The following is a 22,878-nucleotide window of genomic DNA, read 5'->3' as shown; positions in this document are numbered from 1 at the left end:
CGGATACGCTAATGTGGCCCGCTATGAAAAAGGAATGGCTGTTAAAAACCCCCGATCCCGAAGCGGTCAGGGCGCTCCAGGCGGCGATCGGCTGCAGCCCGGTCACCGCCGCCGTTCTGGTCAACCGGAACATTCTCGAAGGGATAGATGCCGAAAATTTCATGAACGCGTCGTTGAAGGACCTTTGTCCGCCCTTTGACATCACGGACATGGATGCGGCCGTACGGCGCATCGTCCGGGCCATCTCGGGCCGGGAGAAGATCCTGATCTTCGGGGACTACGACGTGGACGGCGTCACGGCCGTCACCCTCCTCCTCGAATTTTTGAGATATGCCGACGCGGACGTCTCCTATTACATCCCCCATCGGACCAAAGAGGGGTATGACCTCCAGGTGACGCATATCTTCGGGGTGGCCCTTCCGGCGGAGATCGACCTGATCATCACCGTAGACTGCGGTTCGAGCCGCCACGATTCGGTTCAGGCCGCCATCGACAGCGGCATAGACGTCATCATCACCGACCATCACACCATCGATACGCCGCCGCCCGCCGTGGCGGTGGTCAACCCGAGGCGGAATGACTGCGGGGCCGGATTAGACCACCTCGCCGGCGTCGGGGTCGTCTTCACCCTCCTGATCCATCTGCGCAAACACCTTCGGGAGATCGATTTCTGGGGGCACCGCCCGGAGCCCAACCTGAAGCATTTCTGCGACCTGGTGGCGCTGGGCACCGCGGCCGACATGGTGCCCATGATCCGCGAAAACCGCATTCTCTCCAGGATGGGGCTCGACATCATCAACCAGGGGACCCGGCCGGGGCTATCGGCCCTCATCCGGATATCCGGGATCAAAGGCCGCCAGGTCGATATGGACGACATCGCCTTCCGGCTGGCGCCGAGGCTCAACGCCGCCGGCCGGATGGGCCACGCCGGCCTGGCCGTGGACCTGCTCACCGCGAAAACCGAACGGGAAGCCGAAGAGATCGCCGCCACCCTCCACCGGATGAACCGCAAGCGCCAGGAAGCCGAAAAGGAGATGCTCGATCAGGCGATGGCCTACATCGACAGGCACCCCCATCTACTCGATCGAAAAAGCCTGGTCCTCTTTCATTCGAACTGGCACGAGGGCATCCTGGGGATCGTCGCGTCCAAGCTGGTGGACCGTTTTTTCCGGCCCGTCATCCTCATCTCCACCCGCACATCCATCGCAAAAGGTTCGGGCAGGAGCATCCCGGGCATCAACCTTCACGGCTGCCTGAAAAAATGCGCCGGCCACCTCAAGGCCTTCGGCGGACACCCCATGGCGGCCGGGCTGCAGATCGGCAGAGACGATATCCGGAGGTTCGAAGACAAATTCGAGCGGGTCGTCTCGGAAACCAGCCGCCCCCAATGCTTTTCACGGGCCGTCGCCATCGACTGCGAACTCGATTTTGCGGGAATCACCGACGCCCTGGTGAACGAGATCGCACGCCTTACGCCCTTCGGGGAAGGCAACCCCGAGCCGCTTTTCATGGCCGCGCACGTTCGGGTGGCCGACCACAGGATCGTGGGGAAATGCCACCGCCAGATGACCCTGGTTCAATCCAAAGACCCCGAGGGAAAAAGCGTGGGGGCCATACAATTCAACGTCGATCCGGTCGAACGTCCGGAGCGGTTTGAGAAGATCGCCTATCGTCTGCGATGGAACTGGTGGAACGGGAAAAAAACAACCCAGATCCTGATCGAGGAAACCTGAACATTTTCCTTGCAATCTGAAGGACCTGACAGTATTATTTATTTTCGACTGAACTGATTCAGTCTTATTCATATTACGAAGGGAATGTCCCATGGCAAAGGTATTTCGCCCCAGCACGCGAGAATCGTCGATTCTCTCGAAAATCGAATCCTCAAAGGAACGAGCCCGCCACATGGCCATCAACGGCATTCGGGATCATATCGACCAGATGAGCAATCAGGTAGCCATGAAGCTCATCGAAAACAAACTGGTCGAGACGACCAACAAAAACGGCCTCGAGGAGCAGATTCACAAAGCGCTGGAGACACTGAGCTACGCGGAGGACTTCGATGTGGACTACGAAGTGGCGCCATTTCGCAAAATCGTCACCAACCCCCATATCGTGAGCCTGTATCTGACCGCTTTCGTGATTGAAAAGCTGATCAATCATAAAGACACCGTGGACATCTACGGTTCGGACGATGAGATTTATCACTGCATCAACCACCAGGTCAAAAAATTTCTTCCCTGAGAGACTCGCCCCCGCCCCTTTTCCCCATGCGGCCATCCTTTCATCCCCGGCTCATCAACGGCCCATTTGATGACCCCGGACTTTTTGTTCCTTTTTTTTTCGAGAAGCGCGCCCTGCTTTTCGACCTGGGCGACGCACGGCCCCTCGACGCCCGGGATATCCTGAAAATCTCCCACGTCTTCGTCTCCCATACCCATATCGACCATTTCATCGGCTTCGACCGGCTCCTGCGCCTCTTTCTCGGGCGGGAGAAGACCCTCCATCTCTACGGCCCCGAAGGGATCCACCGGAACGTTCAGGGAAAGCTTTCGGGATATTCATGGAATCTTGTGGGAAACTACGAAAACCTTTTTATCCTCCACGTCTCCGAGGTCGCGCCGTCGGGGATCCACACCCGGACCTATCATTGCTGGGATCGCTTTATCCCGAAGGCCCCCTCGACCACGGCCCCGTTTACCGGCAAAATCCTGGAGGAGGCCTCCCTTTCCGTGTCTGCCGAGATCCTTGATCACGGCATCCCCTGCCTCGGTTTCGCCCTCACGGAGCGATTTCACGTCAATATCATGAAGGAACGGCTGACCGAGCTGGGGCTGCCCGTCGGCCCCTGGCTGGGACGCTTCAAAAAGGCCCTCTTCGAAGACCGCGACCCGGACACGGAGATCGACGTGCCGGCCTTAGACAGCCGCGAAACCCGCCGGTTCCGCCTTGGGGAACTCACCGCCGGGATCGCCCGGATCACCCCGGGACAGAAAATCGCCTACGTCACCGACGCGGCCTGGACGCCGTCCAACCGGGAAAGGATTCTCCGGCTCGCAGCCGATGCCGATCAGCTCTTCATCGAGGCCGCTTTCCTGTCCGCGGACGGAGAGATGGCCGAAAGAAAGCTGCACCTGACGGCCCGCCAGGCCGGGGAGCTGGCGGGCGAGGCCCGGGCCAAGCAGTTCGCCATCTTTCACTTTTCACCCCGGTACACCGACCGGGCGCATGAATTGAACGATGAGGCGGCGGCGGCCTATCGCGGATCCTTGAGGGACGACGATCGGGCGGAACCGCTCTTGGCAGGGGGACCGCCATGACGCGACCCGCCGCCAGACATGAGACGCTCTATGTCCGGAACCATGACGCCTGCCTCCGGGTGCGGCGAATCAAGCCCCGTCAGGCAGACCGGCACGCCGCGCCCCTTGTTTTTCTCCATGAAGGGCTGGGATGCATCGAACTCTGGAGGGATTTCCCCGAACGACTCTGCGAGGCGGTCGGCCGGGTCGGCGTCATTTACGACCGCAGGGGATACGGCGAGTCCTCGCACCTCGACGGCAAATGGCCCCCCGATTACCAGGAGACGGAGGCCATGGTCTATCTTCCGGAGGTTCTGGACCATTGCGGCATTTCATCGGCCGTTCTCATCGGCCACAGCGACGGTGGGTCCATCGCTCTGATCGCCGGCGCAACCCTTCCGGGCCGGATCTCAGGGATCATCACCGAGGCGGCCCATATCTTCATCGAGGAGATCACCCTGGCGGGCATCCGAGAGGCTGTGGCGGCATTCCGTGAAACCGATCTCCCTGTAAAGCTGGCCCGATACCACGGGGACCATACCGGGGCGGTATTTTTCCGATGGGCGGACACCTGGCTCGATCCAGCCTTCCGAGGATGGAATATCGAGCATTTTCTCCACGGGATCGTCTGCCCCCTCCTGGTCATCCAGGGTGCGGAAGACGAATACGCCACCGAGGCCCAAGTTACGGGGATCGCCTCTCAGGTTTCCGGTCCGGTAGAGACCTTCATGGTCCCGGGGTGCAGACACATCCCCCATCTCCAGGCAAGGGAGGTTGTTTTAAACCATATGGCCCGATTTATCGCCGCCCTTCCCGCTTCCCCGACGGGGGCTTAGGTCACCCCCCAGCAGCGAAGCCCGTGAACAAAGGATGCCGGGAAGAGGGGTCTTGCGATCTGGCCGGCCCTGCCGGACGGCACATCATCATGCACCATGAAACCTGGAAAAAACCTCCGGCTGCGGAGAGACGATCAGCGGACACGGGCCGCTTTTCAGATTGACCAGCCCCTCTTCGCAGATTCTCAAGTATGGAATGGCGGCGCCGGTCAATGTGGAGAGGCTCAGCAGCGGGTCCCGGAAGGCGGTGCCCAGGGTGTGCGCCGCGGCAGTCACCGCATCCAGGATTTTTGCCAGGTTCTCCATGGGCAGATGGGTCATCAGGCCAAAAATCGGCAGGGCCAGTTCGGCGGTAACCTCGCCGTCCCGGCAGACCACCACGCCGCCTTTCAGGGCGTGGACACGGTTCACGGCAGCGGCCATGTCCGCATCCGACGCTCCCACGACCACGATGTCCGCCGCATCCCAGCCGGTGCTGCAGGCAAAGGCGCCGGCCTTGATCCCGAAGTTGCGGATCAGACCGACAAATTTCTGACCCGGGACGTTGGCGCGATTGATGGCCGCCACCTTGATGATGTCCCGGCTCACGTCCATCCGGATTTCTCCGTCGATAACGGGAAGCGTGATATGCGCCTCCAGGCTGACCAGGTCGGTGATCATGTCGATCACCCTCACGGCCGTCTCCGTGATGCCGTGGGGAGACGAAATCCGGAAATCCGCCGGCGCCAGCGGGGCGGGAAGATGCACGCTGTCAAGGTTCAGGGGCAGAAACCGGTGGACCCTCGGGGAGACGAGGCACCGGCCTTCCCTGGCGATGACCCGCCCTTTGCCGATGACCAGCTCCGGCCGGATGGTCCGGATGTCGGGCAGGATCATCATGTCGGCGAATCGGCCGGGGGCAATCCCGCCGATGAGGTGATCCAGATTGAAATGGGTCGCCGGGTTGAGGGTGGCCATCTGGACGGCCTCCATGGGCGAAAAGCCGCAGTCAATGGCTTTTTGCACCACATAGTCCATATACCCTCTTTCCAGAAGCTCTCCGGGCGTGACACCGTCGGTGACCAGGATGAGCCGCCGCGGGTTGACCCCCGTTTTTCGCAGCGCGGCGATTTCTTCCAGGTCTCTTCGAATGCTGCCTTCCCGGATCATGACGTAAAGCCCCAGACGCAGGCGATCCAATACCTCTTTTGCGTTGATGGGCTCGTGGCAGGAGGAGATCCCGGCGGCAACATAGGCGTTGAGTTTGCCGTCACTGGCGCCGGCCGAGTGCCCTTCCAGCCGTTTTCCCGCCGACAGCGCGGTCTCCAGAACGGGCAGCATCTGCTCCGGCGCGCCCAATACCGTCTGCCAGTAGGATTCCCCCAACCCGATCATGTCGGCCCGGGCCATCAGCCGAACCAGGTCGTCGATGGCGATGGGGGGAAAGTTGGCGCTGATGGAGCCGATGGGCGGGGCGGTGCCGTATATATGGATCGGCTGATCGGCAAAGGATTCCATGAAATCCGCCACGCCGGGATAGCCGGAGACCGTATACGGCTCGGCGGTTTCCGTCACGATGGCCGTCGTCCCGCCGGGGATCACGAACCTCAGGAAGGTATCGGCGGTGTACATTCCGGCCAGGTGGGTGTGTCCGTCGATCAGTCCGGGAATCACCGTTTTCCCGCGGGCATCGATGACGGCGGTATCCGGCCCGATTGCCGGGTCCGGATGCTGGCCGACGTAGGCGATCCAGCGATCCCATACGCATATGCCCTGATTTTCCAGCAACTCGCCGCTGTAGACATTGGCGAGCGTGGCATGAATCACGGCGAGATGAGCCTTCTCCCGACCCTGGGCCACGTTGATCAGGTGTCGGGTCCGCTGCAAAAATCCCATATCCATCATGATCCCCCTTTTCCATGTTACCGCTTCTCCGTTCGGACATCCAACATCATCTGCCGGGCCGAAACCCTTGGCGGTCGAATCGGAAAAGCATGGCCAGCACGATTGCCGCGGGCCGTTGTCAGACCATGCTTTTCTCGACGAACGCTGTGATATCCATTGTTGTAATCTTCTCTTCCTTTTCCAGCGCTTCCATCCCGTCTTCTATCATTGACAGACAAAAGGGGCAACCCGCCGCCACGATCCAGACCCGCTGCCGGGCGATCTCCTCGGAGCGCTCGATATTGATGCGCTTTTCGATGGTCTCCTCCATCCGATTCTGCCGCCCTCGGCGCCGCAGCCATTTTCATCCTTGTTCAGAAAAAAGTAAAAAACCTTCTTGAACGGCTTAAAATTCAACCTAATGATTTTTAATGGTCATAAGGCCTGCCTTTCCATGATGAAAAAGTTTCTAAGCGAAGTTTGGTGTTGTCAGGACGATCGTTTTTTGAAAGACAAAAGTGCGATCAGAATACCTCAAAAGCGCCCTTCAAGGGCTGCTTTAATGTGTCCCGCTATGCGGGAGGTAGGTTACCATTAAAAGTTAACGAGGAGGAAACATGGATTTTAAATTATCAAAAGAACTTGAAATGCTGCAGAAAGCGGTTCGCGAATTCGCAACCAAAAAGATCGCCCCTTTTGCGGATGAATGGGATCGAAATAACTACCTGCCCTATAAAGAAGCGATGAAGCCCATGGGAGAACTGGGATTTTTCGGTACGGTGATCCCGGAGGAATACGGCGGGGAAGAGATGGGATGGCTGGCGGCGATGATCGTCACCGAAGAGATTGCCCGGGCCTCAAGCTCGCTCAGGGTGCAGGTCAACATGCAGGTCCTCGGCTGCGCCTATACGATATTCAAGTATGGCAGCGAGGAATTGAAGAAGAAATACGTTCCCAAGCTCTGCAGCGCCGAAACCATCGGCGGATTCGGCATCACCGAACCGGATGCGGGCTCCGACGTGATGGCCATGACATCCACCGCCGAGGACAAGGGAGACTACTGGCTCCTGAACGGTTCCAAGACCTGGATTTCCAATGCCAATGTTGCCGATGTGATTATCTATTATGCCTACACGGACCGTTCGGCGGGATCAAAGGGTCTTTCCGCCTTTGTCGTGGAGACGAAGAACTTTAACGGTATCAAGACCACGGGATTGGAAAAGATGGGATCCCATTCCTCTCCCACGGGGGAGCTGTTTCTGGACAACACCAGGGTTCCCAAGGGAAACATCCTGGGAAACCCCGGCGACGGGGCAAAGATTGTCTTCGGCTCCCTGAATCAGACCCGTCTTTCCGCGGCTGCAGGCGGCGTGGGGTTGGCCCAGGCGTGTCTGGATGCCGCCACGAAATACGCCATGGAGCGCAAGCAGTTCGGCCAACCCATCGGCCACTTTCAAATGAACCAGGACATGATTGCCCAGATGAGCACGGAAATCGAAGCCGCCCGGCTCCTGGTTTACAAGGCGGCCTGGGCCAAGGACCAGGGCAAATTGAACAACGGGCTCGACGTGGCGCAAGCCAAGTATTTTGCGGGTGAGTTGGCAACCAAATGCTCCAATTTTGCCATGCGGATTCTGGGCGCCTACGGTTATTCCACGGAATACCCGGTGGCCCGTTACTATCGGGATGCACCGACCTACAGCATGGTGGAAGGCTCGGCCAACATCTGCAAGTGGATCATCGCCCAGGATCAACTGGGGATCCGCAAGGCGAACCGGTAACGGTTTCCGGTTTTGCGTTTCGGGCGGCGGTTACATCAACAAACCGCCGCGCCAACCACAAAAAAAGAGAAAATCGGTGGCACAGGCTGTGGGTGTAATGATAGCCGGATTACGGCATCCAGTGGGAAATCATCCCGCCCCTCATCTTTCTGGGACTCGGCGCGCTCAGTGATTTCGGTCCCATGCTGGCCAAGCCCGGGCTTAGCCCTGTTCGGGCCGTGATCGCCGCTTCAGCCTTTTTACGGGCGGTCAAATGTCTGTAAAATTCAATTTTATAATAACATAACCGAATCATACGGAGAATGAAATCATGACGCAAGAAATCACAGCACGCCTTGCAGGCAAGATTGTTCGACTCAACATGGAAGTAGGGATGAAGGTTGAAGAAGATGACGTGCCGGCCGTAATTGAAGAATCTTAAACGATATCGAACGAAATTCATTAGGACCGACTGGGAGGGGCGGAGAGAGAATCATGAAATCTTACTTTGAAAAAATGACGGATCTGGGCAGCGAATTAAAAAAAGGGCGTATCCGATGGATGACCTGGGACGGCGATGACAATACCAAAAATCTTGAAGACGCCGAGGCACAGATCAACGAGGCGGTCAATCAGGTCAAGAAAGCCGGTTTTTCCACTGAAAAAATCAATGCCAGGGGAGAGATGACGGTATGGCAGCGGCTGGAATACCTCGTGGATCCCGGAACCTGGAACCCCCTCCATACGCTTTTCAATCCCCTGGCCAACGATGAAGGGACCACCAATGTGATTGACGGCCTGGGCAGGATCTCCGGCAAATGGGCGGTGATCATCGGGTTTGACAACAAGGTCATGGCCGGGGCCTGGCTGCCCGGGCAGTCGGAAAATATCCTGCGGGCCACCGATTTGAGCAAGCGATTGAACATCCCGCTGGTCTGGCTGGTCAATTGCAGCGGGGCCAAACTCCCCGAGCAGGAAAAATTTTATGCCAACCGCCGCGGGGCCGGCACGCCGTTTTTCAGACACGCCGAACTGGCGCAGCTCGGGGTGCCCGTGCTGGCCGGAATCTACGGAACCAACCCCGCCGGCGGGGGATATCAGGGCATCAGCCCCGCGGTTCTTTTTGCCCACAAAAACTGCAACATCGCGGTAGGGGGCGCCGGCATCGTGAGCGGGATGGCCCCCAAGGGATATTTTGATCAGGAGACGGCCGAACTCCTGATCGAAAAGACAAAACAGTTCAAGTCCAAGCCGCCGGGATCCGTAAAGATCCATTACGATGAAACCGGCTTTTTTCGATATGTGTATGAAGAGGAGCAGGGGGTGCTGGACGGCCTGAAAGAATATATGAAGGATATGCCGTCATATCATCCCAAGTTCTATCGCGTTGCGGAGCCCCAAGCCCCCAGGTTTTCAGTGGAGGAGATGTACCGGCTGCTGCCCCTGGAACCCAAAAAAGTCTATGATTTTGATGAGATTCTCGCGCGCCTGGTGGACGGCAGCGAGCACATGGAATTTCGCCCCGGCTATGGCCCGGAGGTCTACACCGGCCTGTGCAAAATCGACGGCTTTCTCGTCGGATGCATCGGAAACCGGCAGGGGTATCTGGGCATAGGGTATCCCGAATATGCCGACTATCCCGGCATGGGGGGAAAACTCTACCGGCAGGGCCTCATCAAGATGAACGAATTCGTGACATTGTGCGGACGAGACCGGATTCCCGTCATCTGGTTTCAGGATACCAGCGGCATCGACGTGGGGGACCTGGCGGAGAAAGCGGAACTGCTAGGCCTGGGGCAGTCCCTGATCTATTCCATTCAGCAGACGGATGTCCCGATGATGCTCATCGTCCTGAGGAAAGGATCGGCGGCGGCCCACTACGTGATGGGCGGGCCGACGGCCAACCGGCACAACGCCTTTACCCTGGGAACCGCAGCCACCGAGATCTCCGTCATGCACGGCGAAACCGCCGCCGTTGCCACTTACGCCCGCCGGCTGGTAAAAGAAAAGGACGCCGGCAGGCCCCTGGATCCCGTCATCGAGAGCATGAACCAGTTGGCCCGCGAGTATCACGAAAAGTCCCGGCCGATCTTCTGCGCCAAAACCGGCCTCGTGGATGAAATCGTCGCCCTGAAGGACCTGCGAAATTATCTGGTGGCCTTTACGGGTGCGGCCTATCAGAATCCGAAATCGATCTGTCCGCACCATCAGATGATCCTGCCGCGGATCATCAGGGGATAGACGCGAAACAATGTACCGTCCTGCGGGCTGCATGCACCCTGGGGCGCCGCATGCCCGAGGATCGCAGATGAACCGTCCGGGTTCCCAGAAGCTTCGCTGCGAAAAACGATTTGAATCGTCTGTCATACCCTTACAGATTATCGCGTGTTTGAGCCCAATACGGTCGGTTTTGAAATCAACCGTATTTTTGACCGTTTTGCCGGCGCCGGTTGAGGTCAACCGCCAGCCGCGTCAGGCCTGGAAATTTATCGGGGCCGGCCTTGGCGAGGTTCATGGACAGGGCCTGAACGGCCGCCGGGATATGGCCTTCAAAGCCTGTTTTCCCCTTGACGCGGGTCAGAAAGCCGAAGGCCCCCAGCATTTGCAGATTCCGGGCCAGGCTGCAACAGCGGTATCCCGCCGCGAAATCCTTGGAATCGATCTCCGTCAATTTCACCAACTGATCGATGCAATAGGCCAGAATCCGCTCCTGGAGCGCCTCCGGCAGGGCCGCATACGGGTCGATCAGCAGCGAGGCGAGGTCATACTGGACGGGGCCGGTGCGGCCCCCCTGGAAATCGATGAAGTGGGGTCCTCTCCCGTTCATCATGATGTTCCGGGACTGCATGTCCCGGTGCATGAAGGCCGTGAGGCCGTATTCGAGGGCGCCGTCGGCGATCCGTTCGAATTCATCCCGGAAGGCGTCTTCGGGAAGGGCCATGCCGAGGTATCCGCGTAAAAACGCATCCCTGAAATACCCGCACTCGGCATTCAGGATCATCTCCCTGTCATAGCGCTCCGTCTGCCAGGTCCAGCGGGGATCGAACCCGTCCCTTCCGTCGAACCAGAGCGGTATGAGCCGGTCGATCACCTGACGGTAGAGGCTTTCGACCGCTCCCGGGCCGGGGGCGCTCCGGACCGCGTCCTGGAGGCGCCTGTCCCCCAGGTCCTCCAGGAACACCAGGCCGGAAAACCGGTCGGCGGCATAAATACGGGGGACGGCGACGTTTTTCCCGTGAAGATGCCGGCCGATGTCCTCAAACGCGCCGGCCTCGCCCTGCCCTTCTTCGACATGGATGCCGTGGTCGGCCATGACGAGCGACCGGCCGCCCGAGACCAGGCGGTACCAGCGCCGGTCCGACCCGTCGCCCGAAAGCGCGATCGTCTCGATGGGCGCCTCGCCACCCTCCCCCCGGCCTGCACGCGCAAAGGCCTCGGCGGCCATGATCTCGACGCAGGCCTTCCGATACCGCTCCGGCGTCCCCAGATCGCTCCACCGCCCCTGCGCCGCCACGAGCCCCCGGATTTGCCTGCCGGAGGCCAAAAGACGCCGGTAGGCGTCGATGCTGCTGGAGAAGCCTTCCGGAATATGGTCGATCACCTCGGGGTCGATCACCTGGATGCCGCTGAAGGTCAGCCGTTTTCCCGGCAGGGGGCCGGCATCGGATCCGCCGAAATCCGTCACCCGTCCGTCGGGGGACACGGCGACGGTGTTGAACGCGGGATCGTCGTACAGGACGAGGGTAGCCGGGTCGCCATTGGCGAGATGACGCCCGTAGACATCGGCGAAATCGATGTCCGTCAGGATATCGCTGTTGACCACCATGAACGGCCGGCGGTCCCAGAAATCGGCAAGGTTCCGAATGGCCCCGCCCGTCCCCAGGATCCGGGGCTCATAGCGGGTCGTCACCGGGATGGGATAGCCCTGCCCGGAAACAAACGCCTCGATCCGTTCATGCAGGTGGTGGGTGTTCACGACGACGGCCTCGCACCCGGCGGCGGCGAGCCTCCGGATCAGGATGTCGAGGAGGGGGCGGCCGCCCACCGTGAACAGGGGCTTCGGCACTCTCCGGGTGTAGGGCATCAAGCGGGTTCCGAGCCCTGCTGCGAGGATCAGGGCCTTCATGGCCGCAGCAGATCCAGGTAGCGGCGGATCCTGTCCATGAAAAACCCGATGGGCTCCTCGTCCTCCGATCCGTGGATGCCGTGGGCTGAAAAATAGTCGACGGCATTCTTGAAGTTGATGATGGAGATCGCCTCGGGGCGCTCGATCTCCTTCTTCTTGTAAAGGCGATGGCCCATGGACTGCACCTTCTTGATCCGATCCTTGGCCTCGATAAAATTTTTGGGATAGCGCACAAAAAAGTTGAGGGTGACCCAGTAGGATTCAAAATAGGTCGTCAGGAAACCGGAAAAAAGTTTCAGTTTCCGGTACCCTGCCGATGTCAGGTTGTAGGTGTCGGGCAAGATCGGGTGGGGGCTCAGAATCGCATCGTCGATGAACGCCTTGATGTTCTTGTGGACGTAAAACTCCGCCGTCTTATCCGAATCATGGGAAAATTCGTTGATGAAGAACTCCTGGAGGAACCGGAAGCCGCCGTAGATATCCGACCCGGAGAACTGGAAGGCGTCCTTGTCCAGGATGCTCAGGGCCGTGAACGCCGCCGGGACCAGCGCGCTCACGCAGTTGTTTTTGTAGTACTCCAGCGCCGGGCGCTTGGATGCGTTGATGGCATAAACCATTTCGGGCGACGATGCATCCGTGTCTTCGGAAACCGGCTCGATGAACTTTCTCTGGACATAGGCATCGAGGGCGTAGTCGAAGGCATGGGTCGGGTCCACCAGGAGGGTGTCGGCCAAAACCATCTTCTGGGAGATCAGGTAGTTCATGTAGGTTTGAACGTCTTCCATGAGGTGGCTTTTGGAAAACCGCTGCCGGCCGCCGTTCAGGATCGCCCCGGCCAGCACGGCATGGGGGGTGATGACCGAAACCTTGTCGATGGCATTGACCAGTTGATACCCCAGTTGCCGGCAAAGCTGATTCTGCGCCTTGATGGTCATCTCCCGGATCGGCGTTCCCTGATGGGCGAGCAGGTCGTTCAGGGAGATCCCATCATGGAAGCGGATGTAAATCCGGCCGTAGCGACGCGCGAGGAACTTCCTTGCCTTGATGATCTGGATCAGGCTCTCGGGCTTTTTTTCTCCGCCTTCGAGTTCATGGAGATAGGCGCTCTCCTCCAGGACCCGGTCATATCCGATGAAAACGGGCACGAATATCAGGTCATCCCCTGGCCCCTCCCGGAACGCGCTCAACAGGATGGAAAGAAGCCCCAGCTTCGGCTGCAGGAGCTTTCCGGTGCGGCTTCTGCCGCCTTCGATAAAAAACTCGATGTTGAACCCTTCTTCAAGAAGTTTATGGACATATTCCGAAAACACCTTCGAGTAGAGCACCGCCCCCTTGAAGGTTCTCCGGATGAAGAAAGCGCCCCCGCTCCGGAAAATCGGCCCCAAGGGCCAGAAAGAAAGGTTCTTGCCGGCCGCGATGTGGGGGCAGGGCATGTCGTTCTGAAACAGGATATAGGATAAAATCAGATAATCGATATGGCTCTTGTGACATGGCACCAGGACGAGAGGCCCTTTTCGGGACATATCCTTTATTCGGTTCAACACGTCCATGTTGACCGACACCCCGTCGAACATGACGTGGATGAGCCAGCGAACCGCCACGGCGGAGATCCGGATCATGTTGATGTTGTATTTTGCCATGATCTCGTCGATATATCCGTCGGCTTCTCTATATGCCTTGGGCAGGGACATTTTACGGGTCTCGGCGTAGTGTTCGATGAAGCTTCGAAGCCGATCGTTGGTGAGGATGTTCTCCTTCAGTTCGTCCGTGGATTTCAAGACCGGCCCGGTGATGCTCTGCCGGTGCCGGTTGATCTGGGACAGAAGCCTCCGGCGCAGCGCCAGGGCCTGCTTTCCGGAGCTGAGATCCCTGTATTCCGGAAGCGCGATGAAGTTCATGAGGTTGACCGGCTCGGATATCTCGAGAAAAATCGACTCCGGCCTCTTGAGCATGGCGAAGATCCGCCTGCTCTTTCCGGGGTTTTCCTCCGAACCGAAAAGCATGTCCATGAGGCTCGGGGTCGAACGGGGGGGCTTCTTCCCGAAGAAGAGCAGCTGGGGAACCATGACGATGGGCCGGTCCAGCGTCTTCTGCATCTCGATGAGATACCGGAGCGGATCCGGGTTGGACTTCACGAACCGGAGATAGAACCCGCCCTTCTCCACCAGGGCCAGGAGGCCCGATCTCCCGTTGATCAGCTCGCGGCGGATGTATCCGCTGTCATAGGGGTTCTGAACCGCCAGTTTCTGAAGAAAATAGCGGGTATGGGCGAGAACGATCCGAAAGATTCGCGACATGGGCTGCAGCAGCAGGAACCGGTAGTCGAGGCCGATCTCCGGGACGGGAAGGCCTTCCTTGGCGTATCGGGTGTGGTAAAACAGGTAATCGAAATAGCTCTTGTATTTATGGGCATAGACAATCACGGCGCCCTCCGGGATATTCCGGAGAACATCGATCTGGCGGTCACTCATCCGGATGCGGGAAAAGATGACCTGCAGCAGACCGCTGTAGAAACCGCCCGACCGCTTCGGAAAAAAGCACCCGTAATGATCGGATGTTCCCTGAAGCAGGCGGTTCATCCACCCGCTCCCGGCGTCTTTGGCTCGTCGGATGATTGATTTGATCGATTTGAACATGCGCATCGTCCATCGCTATGAGTTCAGAATTAGGATTAAAAACCTTTGAGATTTAGCAGAAACACCTGTTATTTGCAATCTTTTCTTTTTCGAGACAATAGCATAAATTCAAATATTTTTAGGCAATTGCACCCTGAGTTCAACACGGCCCCCAAGAAATGGGGTTGTGGACAACTTTACACTTGCGTTACCTAATTTGTTGTGATATTTCGGAAACATTTAAATCAGCGGGAATGATTTCAGCCTCTTCCATAGAGATGGGGTATCTCTTGCAAATCTGCGCTTTTATGCGGGGCAGGGCGTTTTTTCCGGATGGACGTCGAATAGGTCTACCAGTATACATATTGTCGAACGCAAGTCTTTAAGAAGGAGGATGATTTTTTATGAAAACGTTGATTGGTGGAGCAGTCGCTGCGGTTTTGGGTCTCATTGGTCTTGCGGTATGGTTTCCGGCTTTTCTCCAGATCCTGGCCGGTGCTATTCCGATCATGCTTCTGCTTGGCGGCGGGTTGGCCCTCTACTTGGGATTTGACGAACTCAAGGATACCTGGAAAAAAGAAAAAGAGGGCGGCGCCAAAGAAGGCGATGTCGATGAAGCCGATAAATACAAACAGGAAATCAATGACCTGAAAAAAGAGATCGAGGCCCTCAAAAAAGCCTGATATTGTCCCGATAGTATGGATAGTTCAAGCCCTGCATCAGCGGTTCGTGCAGGGCTTTTTTATATCTTCCCGGATCCGGTGCAGGCGGCGCGCAGTGTGCTCCAGAGCCTCAGGAAGCCATCAGGCATACAGACGAATGCCCCGGCAGACTTCGGCATAGGCGGCCAGGTCTGCTTTCCAGCGATTCTCCATCTCCCCGACATCCTCCAGCAGTTCCAGCCGCCGCCGGACCTCCCCGTCGCCCAGGATGAGATCCATGGGCATCCGCTCATGTTCATACTCGTATGGCGGCGGCTTCCATTCAAAGGCATCCGCGTGGCATGCCAGCACGGCGCGGAGAAGCCTGAGGGCGGTGCCGTAAGGCCGGAATCCCTCTGGTTCGGTCACATGGATCTGAAATCCGCTGCAGACCCGCCCCGCCCATTTGCTTGCCGTCGGCTCGAACCGGCACGGCCGCAATACGGCGCCGGGGGGATGCGCGTCTCCCAGGAAGGCGAAGATCCTGTCCGTGTCGAAGTACGGCGCCCCGAAGAGCTCGAAAGGCTGGGTGGTCCCGCGCCCCTCCGAAACATGGGTCCCCTCCCATATGACCTGCCCCGGATAGACCATGGCAGACTCGGGCGTGGGCAGATTCGGGGAAGGCGCCACCCAGGGGAGCCCGGTTTCCCGGTAGGTCATGGCGCGCCGCCACCCCTCCATGGGGATGACGGTGAGGTCGCATCCAATGCCGAAATGCCCGTTGAACAGAAGGGCCAGCTCCCCGATGGTGAGCCCGTGGCGCATGGGGATGGGGTATCGCCCCACAAAGGATGCAGCCTCGGGCGAGAGCAGATTCCCCTCGACGGCAGCGCCACCCACGGGGTTCGGCCGGTCGAGGACGACCACCCGTTTTCCCAGCCGTCCTGCGGCCTCCATGCAGTAGGACAGGGTATAGATGAAGGTGTAGACCCGCGTGCCAACATCCTGGAGATCGACCAGCAGCACATCGATGGGGGCCAGCATCTGCTCCGTCGGTATTCTTGTTTCGCCGTACAGACTGAAGACGGGGATCTTGAGCGCCGGATCCGTCATATGACCCGACTCGATCATGTTGTCCTGCTTTTCCGCGAAGAATCCATGCTGGGGCGAATAGAGGGCGTTGAGCCGCCCCGGAAGCCGGTTTTCAATCAGCAGACGGCTGTGCCGGAAGGTTTTGTCAACGGATGCCGGGTTGCAGAGAAGCCCTGTTCTGGCTCCGGCAATCCATTCCGGAGGATTATCGAGAAAAATCTCAAGTCCGGTTCGTACCATCTCTTCCCTTTCTGTCTGGATGCTGTCGTTATCCTGTGTATCCGCCCCGTTCTCCCCGACCGTCCGGGTCGCTTCAACGGATCGACGCAGAACGAATTATCTATTTGACAAAACCATAAAATACAAGTAGCTAATTTACCCATTCATAGATCCGTGCCCCCGGCATGGGTCTACTATTTTTTTACGCATAACGTCAACGGAACAACGCATCGGAACCGCCGGCAACCGGCAATGTGAAGCATTTGAACATCCATCTCAGCGGAATCGTCATTATTGTCGGGAACTACGGCAGCGGGAAAACTGAAATCGCCGTCAATCTGGCCATTCACAAAAGACAATCGGGACTTCACGTCCGCATTGGAGACCTTGACCTCGTCAATCCTTACTTTCGCACGAGGGAAGCCAAGGCCGCCCTGAACGCCCTGGGCATCGATGTGGTCCTTCCGCCCGCAAAATACTTTCATGCCGATCTCCCCATCCTGACACCGGCCATTGCCGGCATGATCCAGGCCCCTGCCCAGCTCTCCATCCTGGACGTCGGCGGGGACGATGTCGGGGCTACCGTACTGGCATCGCTTGCAGACAAACTGAAAGGCAAACCGATCCGGGTCCTTCAGGTGGTCAATCCCTTCCGGCCGTTCACCCACACCCTGGAGGGATGCCTCAAGATCAGAAAAGAGATTGAAATTGCATCCAAACTCGAGATCAACGGTATTGTCGGGAATGCCAACCTGATCGACGACACCGTCGCCGATGACATAACCAGTGGATACGATTTCGTAAGCGCATACGCAGCGGAGAGCCGCTTACCCCTGGAATTCATCACCGCGCCGGAATCGCTGATGCCTGAACTGGATTTAAGCCGCTTCTCTTGCCCTGTTCTCCCCATTTTACGGCAGCTTGTTCCCCCCTGGAAAAAAGCCGTCACGCTGGGATCCGGCCATTTGAAGAGCTAACCGCCGGCGCATGACGCACGGTTTTTCGTTCCCTCAATTTAGCAAAGAGGAGTCTTGAGGTATGTCATATCATCATGAAATCGACGCAGATCGCTGCAAAGGATGCGGGCTTTGCGTGGAAGCCTGTCCGAAAAATGTTCTGGAAATTTCAGACAGGGTGAATTCAAAAGGGTATTTTCCCGCTTACCAGGCGCGCCCCGAGGACTGCATTTTCTGCGCCATCTGCTGCACCGTCTGCCCCGACGTCGCCATCTCCATCAGCGGGGAAGAAGACGCGGCCGGCTCAAAAAAATAATGGAGGAAGTTATGGGCAAAGTACTCATGAAAGGCAACGAAGCCATCGGAGAGGCCGCCATCCGTGCCGGATGCCTGAATTATTTCGCATACCCGATCACCCCCCAGTCGGAGGTCGCCGAATACCTCTCCAAACGAATGCCCGAGGCCGGCGGGGTCTTTCTTCAGGGGGAAAGCGAGGTCGCCGTCGGATACATGCTGTTCGGGGCGTCCGCCTGCGGCGCGCGGGTGTTCACGACCTCGTCCAGCCCCGGCATCAGCCTGATGAGCGAAGCCATCAGCTACATCGCCGGCGCCCAGTGTCCGGCGGTTTTCGTCAATATCATCCGCGGCGGCCCCGGGCTGGGCGGCATCCTGCCGTCCCAGGGGGATTACTTCCAAGCCGTCAAAGGCGGCGGCCACGGCGACTACCGGCTGCTGGTCATGGCCCCGGCCAGCGTTCAGGAGGCGGTGGAGATGGTCATGGAGGCCTTCCCTCTGGCCGAAAAATACCGCAATCCCGTCATGCTTCTGGGAGACGGGCTCATCGGCCAGATGATGGAGCCGGTCGAATTTCCCGAGCACCTGGCCACCGAGCCCTCCAATAAAGACGAATGGGCCACCAACGGCATGAGCACCCGGAACAGCGAAAAGAGCAACCTGGTCAAGTCCCTCTATCTCGACCCGACGGCCCTCAACAACCACAACCTGCTGCTCAAGGCCAAGTACGACCGGATGCGGGTGGAAGAGGTCCGGTATGAAGCCCTCAACACCGACGGCGACTACCCGGTCCTCATCGTCAGCTACGGCACCATGAGCCGCGTCTGCAGGACGGCCATCGACAACCTCAAGTCCGAGGGGATCGAGGTCGGGATGATCCGGCCCAAAACCCTCTTTCCTTTCCCTGAAAAGGAAATCCGGGAGGCCGCATCCAAGGAAAGCTGCAGGGTCGTTCTCTCCATCGAGATGAGCATGGGTCAGATGGTGGAGGATGTCGAGCGCTGCGTCATGGGAAAACGTCCGGTGAAATGGTACGGGAAATGCGGCGGCGAGGTGCCGACACCCGAAGAAATCATGGATGTAGTAAAGGAGCAACTCTAATGGGAAAGACCTTTAAAAAACCCGAAGCGCTCACCGACAACCACACCCATTATTGCCCCGGCTGCACCCACGGCATCATTCACCGTCTGGTGGCCGAGGTGATCGACGAACTGGGGATCCGGAAAAGGACGGTCGGGATTGCGCCGGTCGGCTGCGCGGTGCTGGCATACAACTATTTTGCCTGCGATTTCCAGGAGGCGGCACACGGCCGTGCGCCGGCCATGGCCACGGGCATCAAGCGGGTGCGTCCGGACCTGATGGTCTTCACCTACCAGGGCGACGGCGACCTGGCCAGCATCGGCATGGGGGAAATCATCCACGCCGCCAACCGCGGCGAAAAATTCACGACCATTTTCGTCAACAACGCCGTCTACGGCATGACCGGGGGGCAGATGGCGCCCACCACCATGCCGGGGCAGCGGACGACGACAAGCCCCCTGGGCAGGGACACCGCCCAGACCGGCATGCCCATCAAGGTGGCGGACCTTCTGGCATCGCTTCAGACCCCCGCCTACATTACCCGGCAGGCGGTCCTCCGGCCCAAGCTCATCAACCGGACGAAGAAGGCGATCCGGCAGGCCTTTACCTATCAGATGGAAAACCGGTGCTTCAGCTTCGTCGAGGTCGTGAGCACCTGTCCCACCAACTGGGGGATGACGCCGGTCGAATCCCTGAAATGGGCCGAAGATGTCCTTCTTCCCTACTACAAACTGGGCGATTACAAGACCCCCGAGTCATTGGACGCCACCACATAACAGACGAGATCAGGAGAAGATCATGCAAAGTGAAGTCATGTTTGCCGGTTTCGGGGGCCAGGGGATCCTGATGAGCGGAAAAATACTTGCCCACGCGGCTATGGAAGAAGGATTCGAGGTCGTCTGGATCCCGTCCTACGGCCCCGAGATGCGGGGCGGCACCGCCTACTGCACCGTGGTGATCAGCGACCGCCCCATCGGATCCCCCATCATCAAGAACCCCATGCACCTGGTGGCCATGAACCGCCCGTCCCTGGAAAAATTCGCGCCGACGGTCAAGCCGGGGGGCGTGATCCTGATCAACAGTTCCCTGATATCCGTCCGCGCCAACCGGACGGATATCGATGAATTGGTGGTGCCCGCCACCGATATCGCCAAAGAGATCGGCAGCGTCAAGGCAGCCAACATCGTGGCGCTTTCCGCTTTCGTGAGCCGCAGCAAGGTCGTTGACTTCGACCTCCTGAGGGAGTGCGTCAAGGCGGAATTCGCCGGCAAAACGAGATTTATCCCCCTAAACATGGAAGCCATGGACCGCGGCAGAGACGCCGCCTCGAGATAACGGCCTTTCCGGGGACCACGCCGCGGCGATCTCCGGATGACCGGGCTGAGGAGGTGCCGTGAAACCGCTGCTGATCACAATCGACGGGCCCGCCGGCGCCGGGAAGACCACCGTGAGCCGCGCGGTGGCGGACCATCTCTCCTACACCTATGTCGATACCGGCGCCCTCTACCGGGCCATCGCGGTTGCCGCGAAAGACGCCGGGATCTCCACGGAGGATGACGGGGGGCTGGAAGCCCTCTCCAGAACCCTTTCCCTCGATTTTGCCAAAACCGAGGCCGGGACGCGGCTTCTCCTGAACGGGACCGATATCACCGACCGGATCCGCACCCCCGATATCAGCATGGGGGCGTCCCGAATCTCGGCCCGCCCGGTGATCCGGAAATATCTGCTGAACCTTCAGCGAAGGCTGGGGAAAGGCAGGCGGGTCGTTTTCGAGGGAAGGGACATGGGGACCGTCGTGTTCCCCCAAGCGGATATCAAGTTTTTTCTGCACGCCGATCTGAAGGTGCGCGCCGCGCGGCGGTTCGAGGAGTCCCGGGGCAAAACCGCGGCCCAGGATTTTGACACGGTGGAAAAGGAAATGACCCTCCGCGACCAGCAGGACAGCAGCCGTTCCATCGCCCCCCTCAAGCCCGCTGAGGACGCCGTCATCATCGATTCCACCGCCCTCTCCGTCGAGGAGGTCGTAAAACAAATCATATCTCATATCCATCAGAAATTCGGACCGCCTTAACGAACATAAATTCTGATACAATTTCAAATAGTCATCCCCTCGCTTGCCCTTTGCGCCCCTTTCAGGAATATCTCCTTGTCAAAATAATCGTTGTAAAATGGAAGTCAGGTATATATTATTACCCGATTTATGTTGCTTTCAAAGCGGCATAAAATAAAATAAGGCCAAGGGGGTATTTTTTTACATGGAAAACGAAATTAAACAAGATGGAACCGACTCGAGCGAGATGTCAGACATGGTCGAGCAATTAGAAAACGACACGGACGAATCCGGCATGGCGGCAGCCGAAAATCCCGGCGGATCACCCGATGACGAAACCAGCATGGAAAGTTTGATGGATCTCTACGAAGAGAGCTTCAAACGGTTTGAGGAGGGCGAGGTCGTTACCGGCAGAATCATCTCCGTAGACAAGGATTTCGTTCTCGTCGATATCGGCTATAAATCCGAGGGACAGATTCCGATCCACGAATTCAGGGACGAAAAAGGAGAGGTCAAGGCAAAGCCGGGCGACTCCGTCGAGGTGATGGTGGAATGGTGGGACGATGAGGAAGAGGTTGTCGTTCTCTCCAAGGAAAAAGCCGAAAAGATCAAGGTCTGGGATGAAATCAAGAAGGCCTTCGATGAAGGCGGAACCGTGGAAGGCCTCATTACCAATCGGGTAAAAGGCGGCTTCTCGGTCGACATCGGGGTTCAGGCCTTCCTGCCGGGCTCCCAGGCGGACCTGCGGCCCATCCGAAACCTTGACGAGATGGTCGGCAAGACCTTCACCTTCAAGATTTTAAAATATAATCGAAAACGCAGCAACATCGTTCTGTCCAGAAGAATGATCCTGGAAGAAGAGCGCGAGGCTGCCCGGTCGGCGACGCTCTCCTCCATCGAAGAGGGCAAGGTGATGCCGGGTATCGTCAAAAACATCACTGAATACGGCGTGTTCGTAGACCTGGGCGGTGTCGACGGCCTCCTGCACATTACCGATATCTCCTGGGGGCGCGTCAAGCATCCCTCCGAGCTGTTTTCCGTGAGCGACGAGATCACCGTGAAGGTGCTGAGCCTCGATCTCGAAAAGGAGCGGGTATCCCTGGGCATGAAGCAGCTCACGCCCGATCCCTGGTCCACCGCCTCAAAGAAATACCCGGTCAACTCCAGAATCACCGGCAAGGTGGTGAGCTTGACCGATTACGGCGCCTTCGTCGAGCTGGAGGAAGGGATCGAGGGCCTGATCCACGTCTCCGAGATGTCCTGGACCCGGAAGGTCCGCCATCCGTCGAAGGTCGTCTCCGTGGGGGAAGAGGTCGACGCCATCGTTCTGGATATCAAGCCCGAAAGCCGGCGCATCTCCCTTGGGATGAAACAGGTCGTCCCCAATCCGTGGGATGTAATCAGCGAGAAATACCCCGTCGGCACCACCATCGAGGGCAAGATCAAGAATATCACAGACTTCGGCCTCTTCATCGGCATCGACGAGGGGATCGACGGACTGGTCCATATCTCCGATATCTCCTGGACGAAGCGCATCAAGCATCCATCTGAAATCTACAAAAAAGGGGATGTGGTTCAGGCGGTGGTCCTCGACATCGAAAAAGACAATGAACGATTCTCCCTGGGCATCAAGCAGATGCAGACGGATCCCTGGGAGACCGTAGGCCAGCGGTATGATGTCGGCAAGGAGATCACTGGTACGGTCACCAACATCACCGATTTCGGTATTTTCGTCGAACTGGAGGAAGGGATCGAAGGCCTGGTCCACGTATCGGAGATCAGCAAGGAAAAGATCAAGAATCCCGGCGACAAGTTCAACGTCGGCGACATGATCACCGCCAAGGTCATGAACATCAACAGCGAGGAGCGCAGGATCGGGCTTTCCATCAAGCGCCTCGACATGGAAGACGATCAGGCCATTCTGAGCGATTACATCAACAAGATGGGGCCGGCGACCTCGACCTTCGGCGAAATCCTGCGGGAAAACCTTCAGGAAAAGCTGAACGAAGATCGCAATTCCAACTCATAACCCCATTTTGCACCAAGA

21 protein-coding genes are annotated in these 22,878 nt (G+C 58.2%); 16 read left to right on the top strand and 5 right to left on the bottom strand.

The window, feature by feature from the left end; all coding sequences use genetic code 11:
* Positions 1-23: 23 nt before the first annotated feature.
* From recJ to ACEW8N_RS08330, 4 genes are all read left to right on the top strand, one after another.
* Complete coding sequence (gene recJ / locus ACEW8N_RS08345; protein WP_373499346.1) at positions 24-1,733, top strand: single-stranded-DNA-specific exonuclease RecJ; 1,710 nt, start codon at positions 24-26, stop codon at positions 1,731-1,733.
* Positions 1,734-1,824: 91 nt separating this feature from the next.
* Positions 1,825-2,244, top strand: coding sequence for a hypothetical protein (locus tag ACEW8N_RS08340; protein ID WP_373499345.1), 420 nt, complete (start codon positions 1,825-1,827; stop codon positions 2,242-2,244).
* Between the two features lie 26 nt (positions 2,245-2,270).
* Positions 2,271-3,320 carry an MBL fold metallo-hydrolase gene (locus tag ACEW8N_RS08335; RefSeq protein ID WP_373499344.1) on the top strand — a complete coding sequence of 350 codons (1,050 nt, stop codon included), beginning with the start codon at positions 2,271-2,273 and terminating at the stop codon, positions 3,318-3,320.
* Complete coding sequence (locus ACEW8N_RS08330; RefSeq protein ID WP_373499343.1) at positions 3,317-4,135, top strand: alpha/beta fold hydrolase; 819 nt, start codon at positions 3,317-3,319, stop codon at positions 4,133-4,135. The genes ACEW8N_RS08335 and ACEW8N_RS08330 overlap by 4 nt, the downstream gene beginning before the upstream one ends.
* An 87-nt stretch (positions 4,136-4,222) precedes the next feature.
* Here the strand turns inward: ACEW8N_RS08330 and ACEW8N_RS08325 are convergent, their stop codons facing one another.
* Both ACEW8N_RS08325 and ACEW8N_RS08320 read right to left on the bottom strand, forming a co-directional pair.
* Positions 4,223-6,019, bottom strand: coding sequence for an adenine deaminase C-terminal domain-containing protein (locus ACEW8N_RS08325; protein WP_373499342.1), 1,797 nt, complete (start codon positions 6,017-6,019; stop codon positions 4,223-4,225).
* A 118-nt stretch (positions 6,020-6,137) separates the two neighbouring features.
* Positions 6,138-6,329 (bottom strand): hypothetical protein, encoded by a 192-nt coding sequence (locus ACEW8N_RS08320; RefSeq protein ID WP_373499341.1) that lies wholly within the window; start codon positions 6,327-6,329, stop codon positions 6,138-6,140.
* A gap of 286 nt (positions 6,330-6,615) precedes the next feature.
* Here ACEW8N_RS08320 and acd point away from each other — a divergent pair, with 286 nt between their 5' ends.
* The 4 genes from acd to ACEW8N_RS08300 all read left to right on the top strand — a co-directional run bounded on the left by acd (position 6,616) and on the right by ACEW8N_RS08300 (position 9,999).
* Positions 6,616-7,779, top strand: a complete 1,164-nt coding sequence (gene acd / locus ACEW8N_RS08315; RefSeq protein WP_373499340.1) for a glutaryl-CoA dehydrogenase Acd — start codon at positions 6,616-6,618, stop codon at positions 7,777-7,779.
* A gap of 116 nt (positions 7,780-7,895) precedes the next feature.
* Positions 7,896-8,042, top strand: coding sequence for a hypothetical protein (locus ACEW8N_RS08310; RefSeq protein ID WP_373499360.1), 147 nt, complete (start codon positions 7,896-7,898; stop codon positions 8,040-8,042).
* Positions 8,043-8,089: 47 nt separating this feature from the next.
* Positions 8,090-8,200 (top strand): biotin/lipoyl-binding protein, encoded by a 111-nt coding sequence (locus ACEW8N_RS08305; protein WP_373499339.1) that lies wholly within the window; start codon positions 8,090-8,092, stop codon positions 8,198-8,200.
* A gap of 53 nt (positions 8,201-8,253) precedes the next feature.
* Complete coding sequence (locus ACEW8N_RS08300) at positions 8,254-9,999, top strand: acyl-CoA carboxylase subunit beta (protein WP_373499338.1); 1,746 nt, start codon at positions 8,254-8,256, stop codon at positions 9,997-9,999.
* Positions 10,000-10,174: 175 nt separating this feature from the next.
* Here the strand turns inward: ACEW8N_RS08300 and ACEW8N_RS08295 are convergent, their stop codons facing one another.
* Positions 10,175-11,884, bottom strand: a complete 1,710-nt coding sequence (locus tag ACEW8N_RS08295; RefSeq protein WP_373499337.1) for a sugar phosphate nucleotidyltransferase — start codon at positions 11,882-11,884, stop codon at positions 10,175-10,177.
* The gene (locus ACEW8N_RS08290) at positions 11,881-14,463 is read right to left on the bottom strand and encodes a 1-acyl-sn-glycerol-3-phosphate acyltransferase (RefSeq protein WP_373499336.1); all 2,583 of its coding nucleotides are present in this window, start codon (positions 14,461-14,463) and stop codon (positions 11,881-11,883) included. The genes ACEW8N_RS08295 and ACEW8N_RS08290 overlap by 4 nt, the downstream gene beginning before the upstream one ends.
* A 440-nt stretch (positions 14,464-14,903) precedes the next feature.
* Here ACEW8N_RS08290 and ACEW8N_RS08285 point away from each other — a divergent pair, with 440 nt between their 5' ends.
* The gene (locus ACEW8N_RS08285; RefSeq protein ID WP_373499335.1) at positions 14,904-15,182 is read left to right on the top strand and encodes a hypothetical protein; all 279 of its coding nucleotides are present in this window, start codon (positions 14,904-14,906) and stop codon (positions 15,180-15,182) included.
* Between the two features lie 120 nt (positions 15,183-15,302).
* On the opposite strand, the gene ACEW8N_RS08280 is transcribed toward ACEW8N_RS08285, so the two are convergent.
* Complete coding sequence (locus ACEW8N_RS08280; protein WP_373499334.1) at positions 15,303-16,472, bottom strand: exo-beta-N-acetylmuramidase NamZ domain-containing protein; 1,170 nt, start codon at positions 16,470-16,472, stop codon at positions 15,303-15,305.
* 233 nt (positions 16,473-16,705) lie between these two features.
* Here ACEW8N_RS08280 and ACEW8N_RS08275 point away from each other — a divergent pair, with 233 nt between their 5' ends.
* The 7 genes from ACEW8N_RS08275 to ACEW8N_RS08245 all read left to right on the top strand — a co-directional run bounded on the left by ACEW8N_RS08275 (position 16,706) and on the right by ACEW8N_RS08245 (position 22,860).
* On the top strand, positions 16,706-17,428 hold the full coding sequence (locus ACEW8N_RS08275; protein ID WP_373499333.1) for a cobalamin biosynthesis protein CbiA: 723 nt from the start codon (positions 16,706-16,708) through the stop codon (positions 17,426-17,428).
* Positions 17,429-17,489: 61 nt separating this feature from the next.
* Complete coding sequence (locus ACEW8N_RS08270) at positions 17,490-17,723, top strand: ferredoxin family protein (RefSeq protein WP_373499332.1); 234 nt, start codon at positions 17,490-17,492, stop codon at positions 17,721-17,723.
* 11 nt (positions 17,724-17,734) lie between these two features.
* Positions 17,735-18,802 (top strand): 3-methyl-2-oxobutanoate dehydrogenase subunit VorB, encoded by a 1,068-nt coding sequence (vorB, locus tag ACEW8N_RS08265; RefSeq protein ID WP_373499331.1) that lies wholly within the window; start codon positions 17,735-17,737, stop codon positions 18,800-18,802.
* Positions 18,802-19,557, top strand: a complete 756-nt coding sequence (locus tag ACEW8N_RS08260; protein ID WP_373499330.1) for a thiamine pyrophosphate-dependent enzyme — start codon at positions 18,802-18,804, stop codon at positions 19,555-19,557. Before vorB ends, ACEW8N_RS08260 begins: the two co-directional genes overlap by 1 nt.
* A gap of 22 nt (positions 19,558-19,579) precedes the next feature.
* Positions 19,580-20,116: a 2-oxoacid:acceptor oxidoreductase family protein gene (locus ACEW8N_RS08255; protein WP_373499329.1), complete on the top strand. Its 537-nt coding sequence runs from the start codon at positions 19,580-19,582 to the stop codon at positions 20,114-20,116.
* A 58-nt stretch (positions 20,117-20,174) separates the two neighbouring features.
* Positions 20,175-20,852, top strand: a complete 678-nt coding sequence (gene cmk / locus ACEW8N_RS08250; RefSeq protein WP_373499328.1) for a (d)CMP kinase — start codon at positions 20,175-20,177, stop codon at positions 20,850-20,852.
* A gap of 235 nt (positions 20,853-21,087) precedes the next feature.
* Complete coding sequence (locus tag ACEW8N_RS08245) at positions 21,088-22,860, top strand: 30S ribosomal protein S1 (protein WP_373499327.1); 1,773 nt, start codon at positions 21,088-21,090, stop codon at positions 22,858-22,860.
* Positions 22,861-22,878: the final 18 nt, after the last annotated feature.

Source organism: Desulfococcus sp., assembly GCF_041737845.1.
Classification (GTDB): Bacteria; Desulfobacterota; Desulfobacteria; order Desulfobacterales; family Desulfococcaceae; genus Desulfococcus.
The sequence above is the reverse complement of the archived record's forward strand: the minus strand, read 5'-3'. Positions and strand labels throughout refer to the sequence as shown.

What these genes read in the sequence shown, in the direction of transcription:
- recJ (WP_373499346.1), top strand. Translation starts at nt 24, where the DNA reads ATGAAAAAGGAATGGCTGTTAAAAACCCCCGATCCCGAAGCGGTCAGG.
- ACEW8N_RS08340 (WP_373499345.1), top strand. Translation starts at nt 1,825, where the DNA reads ATGGCAAAGGTATTTCGCCCCAGCACGCGAGAATCGTCGATTCTCTCG.
- ACEW8N_RS08335 (WP_373499344.1), top strand. Translation starts at nt 2,271, where the DNA reads ATGCGGCCATCCTTTCATCCCCGGCTCATCAACGGCCCATTTGATGAC.
- ACEW8N_RS08330 (WP_373499343.1), top strand. Translation starts at nt 3,317, where the DNA reads ATGACGCGACCCGCCGCCAGACATGAGACGCTCTATGTCCGGAACCAT.
- ACEW8N_RS08325 (WP_373499342.1), bottom strand. Translation starts at nt 6,019, where the DNA reads ATGATGGATATGGGATTTTTGCAGCGGACCCGACACCTGATCAACGTG.
- ACEW8N_RS08320 (WP_373499341.1), bottom strand. Translation starts at nt 6,329, where the DNA reads ATGGAGGAGACCATCGAAAAGCGCATCAATATCGAGCGCTCCGAGGAG.
- acd (WP_373499340.1), top strand. Translation starts at nt 6,616, where the DNA reads ATGGATTTTAAATTATCAAAAGAACTTGAAATGCTGCAGAAAGCGGTT.
- ACEW8N_RS08305 (WP_373499339.1), top strand. Translation starts at nt 8,090, where the DNA reads ATGACGCAAGAAATCACAGCACGCCTTGCAGGCAAGATTGTTCGACTC.
- ACEW8N_RS08300 (WP_373499338.1), top strand. Translation starts at nt 8,254, where the DNA reads ATGAAATCTTACTTTGAAAAAATGACGGATCTGGGCAGCGAATTAAAA.
- ACEW8N_RS08295 (WP_373499337.1), bottom strand. Translation starts at nt 11,884, where the DNA reads ATGAAGGCCCTGATCCTCGCAGCAGGGCTCGGAACCCGCTTGATGCCC.
- ACEW8N_RS08290 (WP_373499336.1), bottom strand. Translation starts at nt 14,463, where the DNA reads ATGAACCGCCTGCTTCAGGGAACATCCGATCATTACGGGTGCTTTTTT.
- ACEW8N_RS08285 (WP_373499335.1), top strand. Translation starts at nt 14,904, where the DNA reads ATGAAAACGTTGATTGGTGGAGCAGTCGCTGCGGTTTTGGGTCTCATT.
- ACEW8N_RS08280 (WP_373499334.1), bottom strand. Translation starts at nt 16,472, where the DNA reads ATGGTACGAACCGGACTTGAGATTTTTCTCGATAATCCTCCGGAATGG.
- ACEW8N_RS08270 (WP_373499332.1), top strand. Translation starts at nt 17,490, where the DNA reads ATGTCATATCATCATGAAATCGACGCAGATCGCTGCAAAGGATGCGGG.
- vorB (WP_373499331.1), top strand. Translation starts at nt 17,735, where the DNA reads ATGGGCAAAGTACTCATGAAAGGCAACGAAGCCATCGGAGAGGCCGCC.
- ACEW8N_RS08260 (WP_373499330.1), top strand. Translation starts at nt 18,802, where the DNA reads ATGGGAAAGACCTTTAAAAAACCCGAAGCGCTCACCGACAACCACACC.
- ACEW8N_RS08255 (WP_373499329.1), top strand. Translation starts at nt 19,580, where the DNA reads ATGCAAAGTGAAGTCATGTTTGCCGGTTTCGGGGGCCAGGGGATCCTG.
- ACEW8N_RS08245 (WP_373499327.1), top strand. Translation starts at nt 21,088, where the DNA reads ATGGTCGAGCAATTAGAAAACGACACGGACGAATCCGGCATGGCGGCA.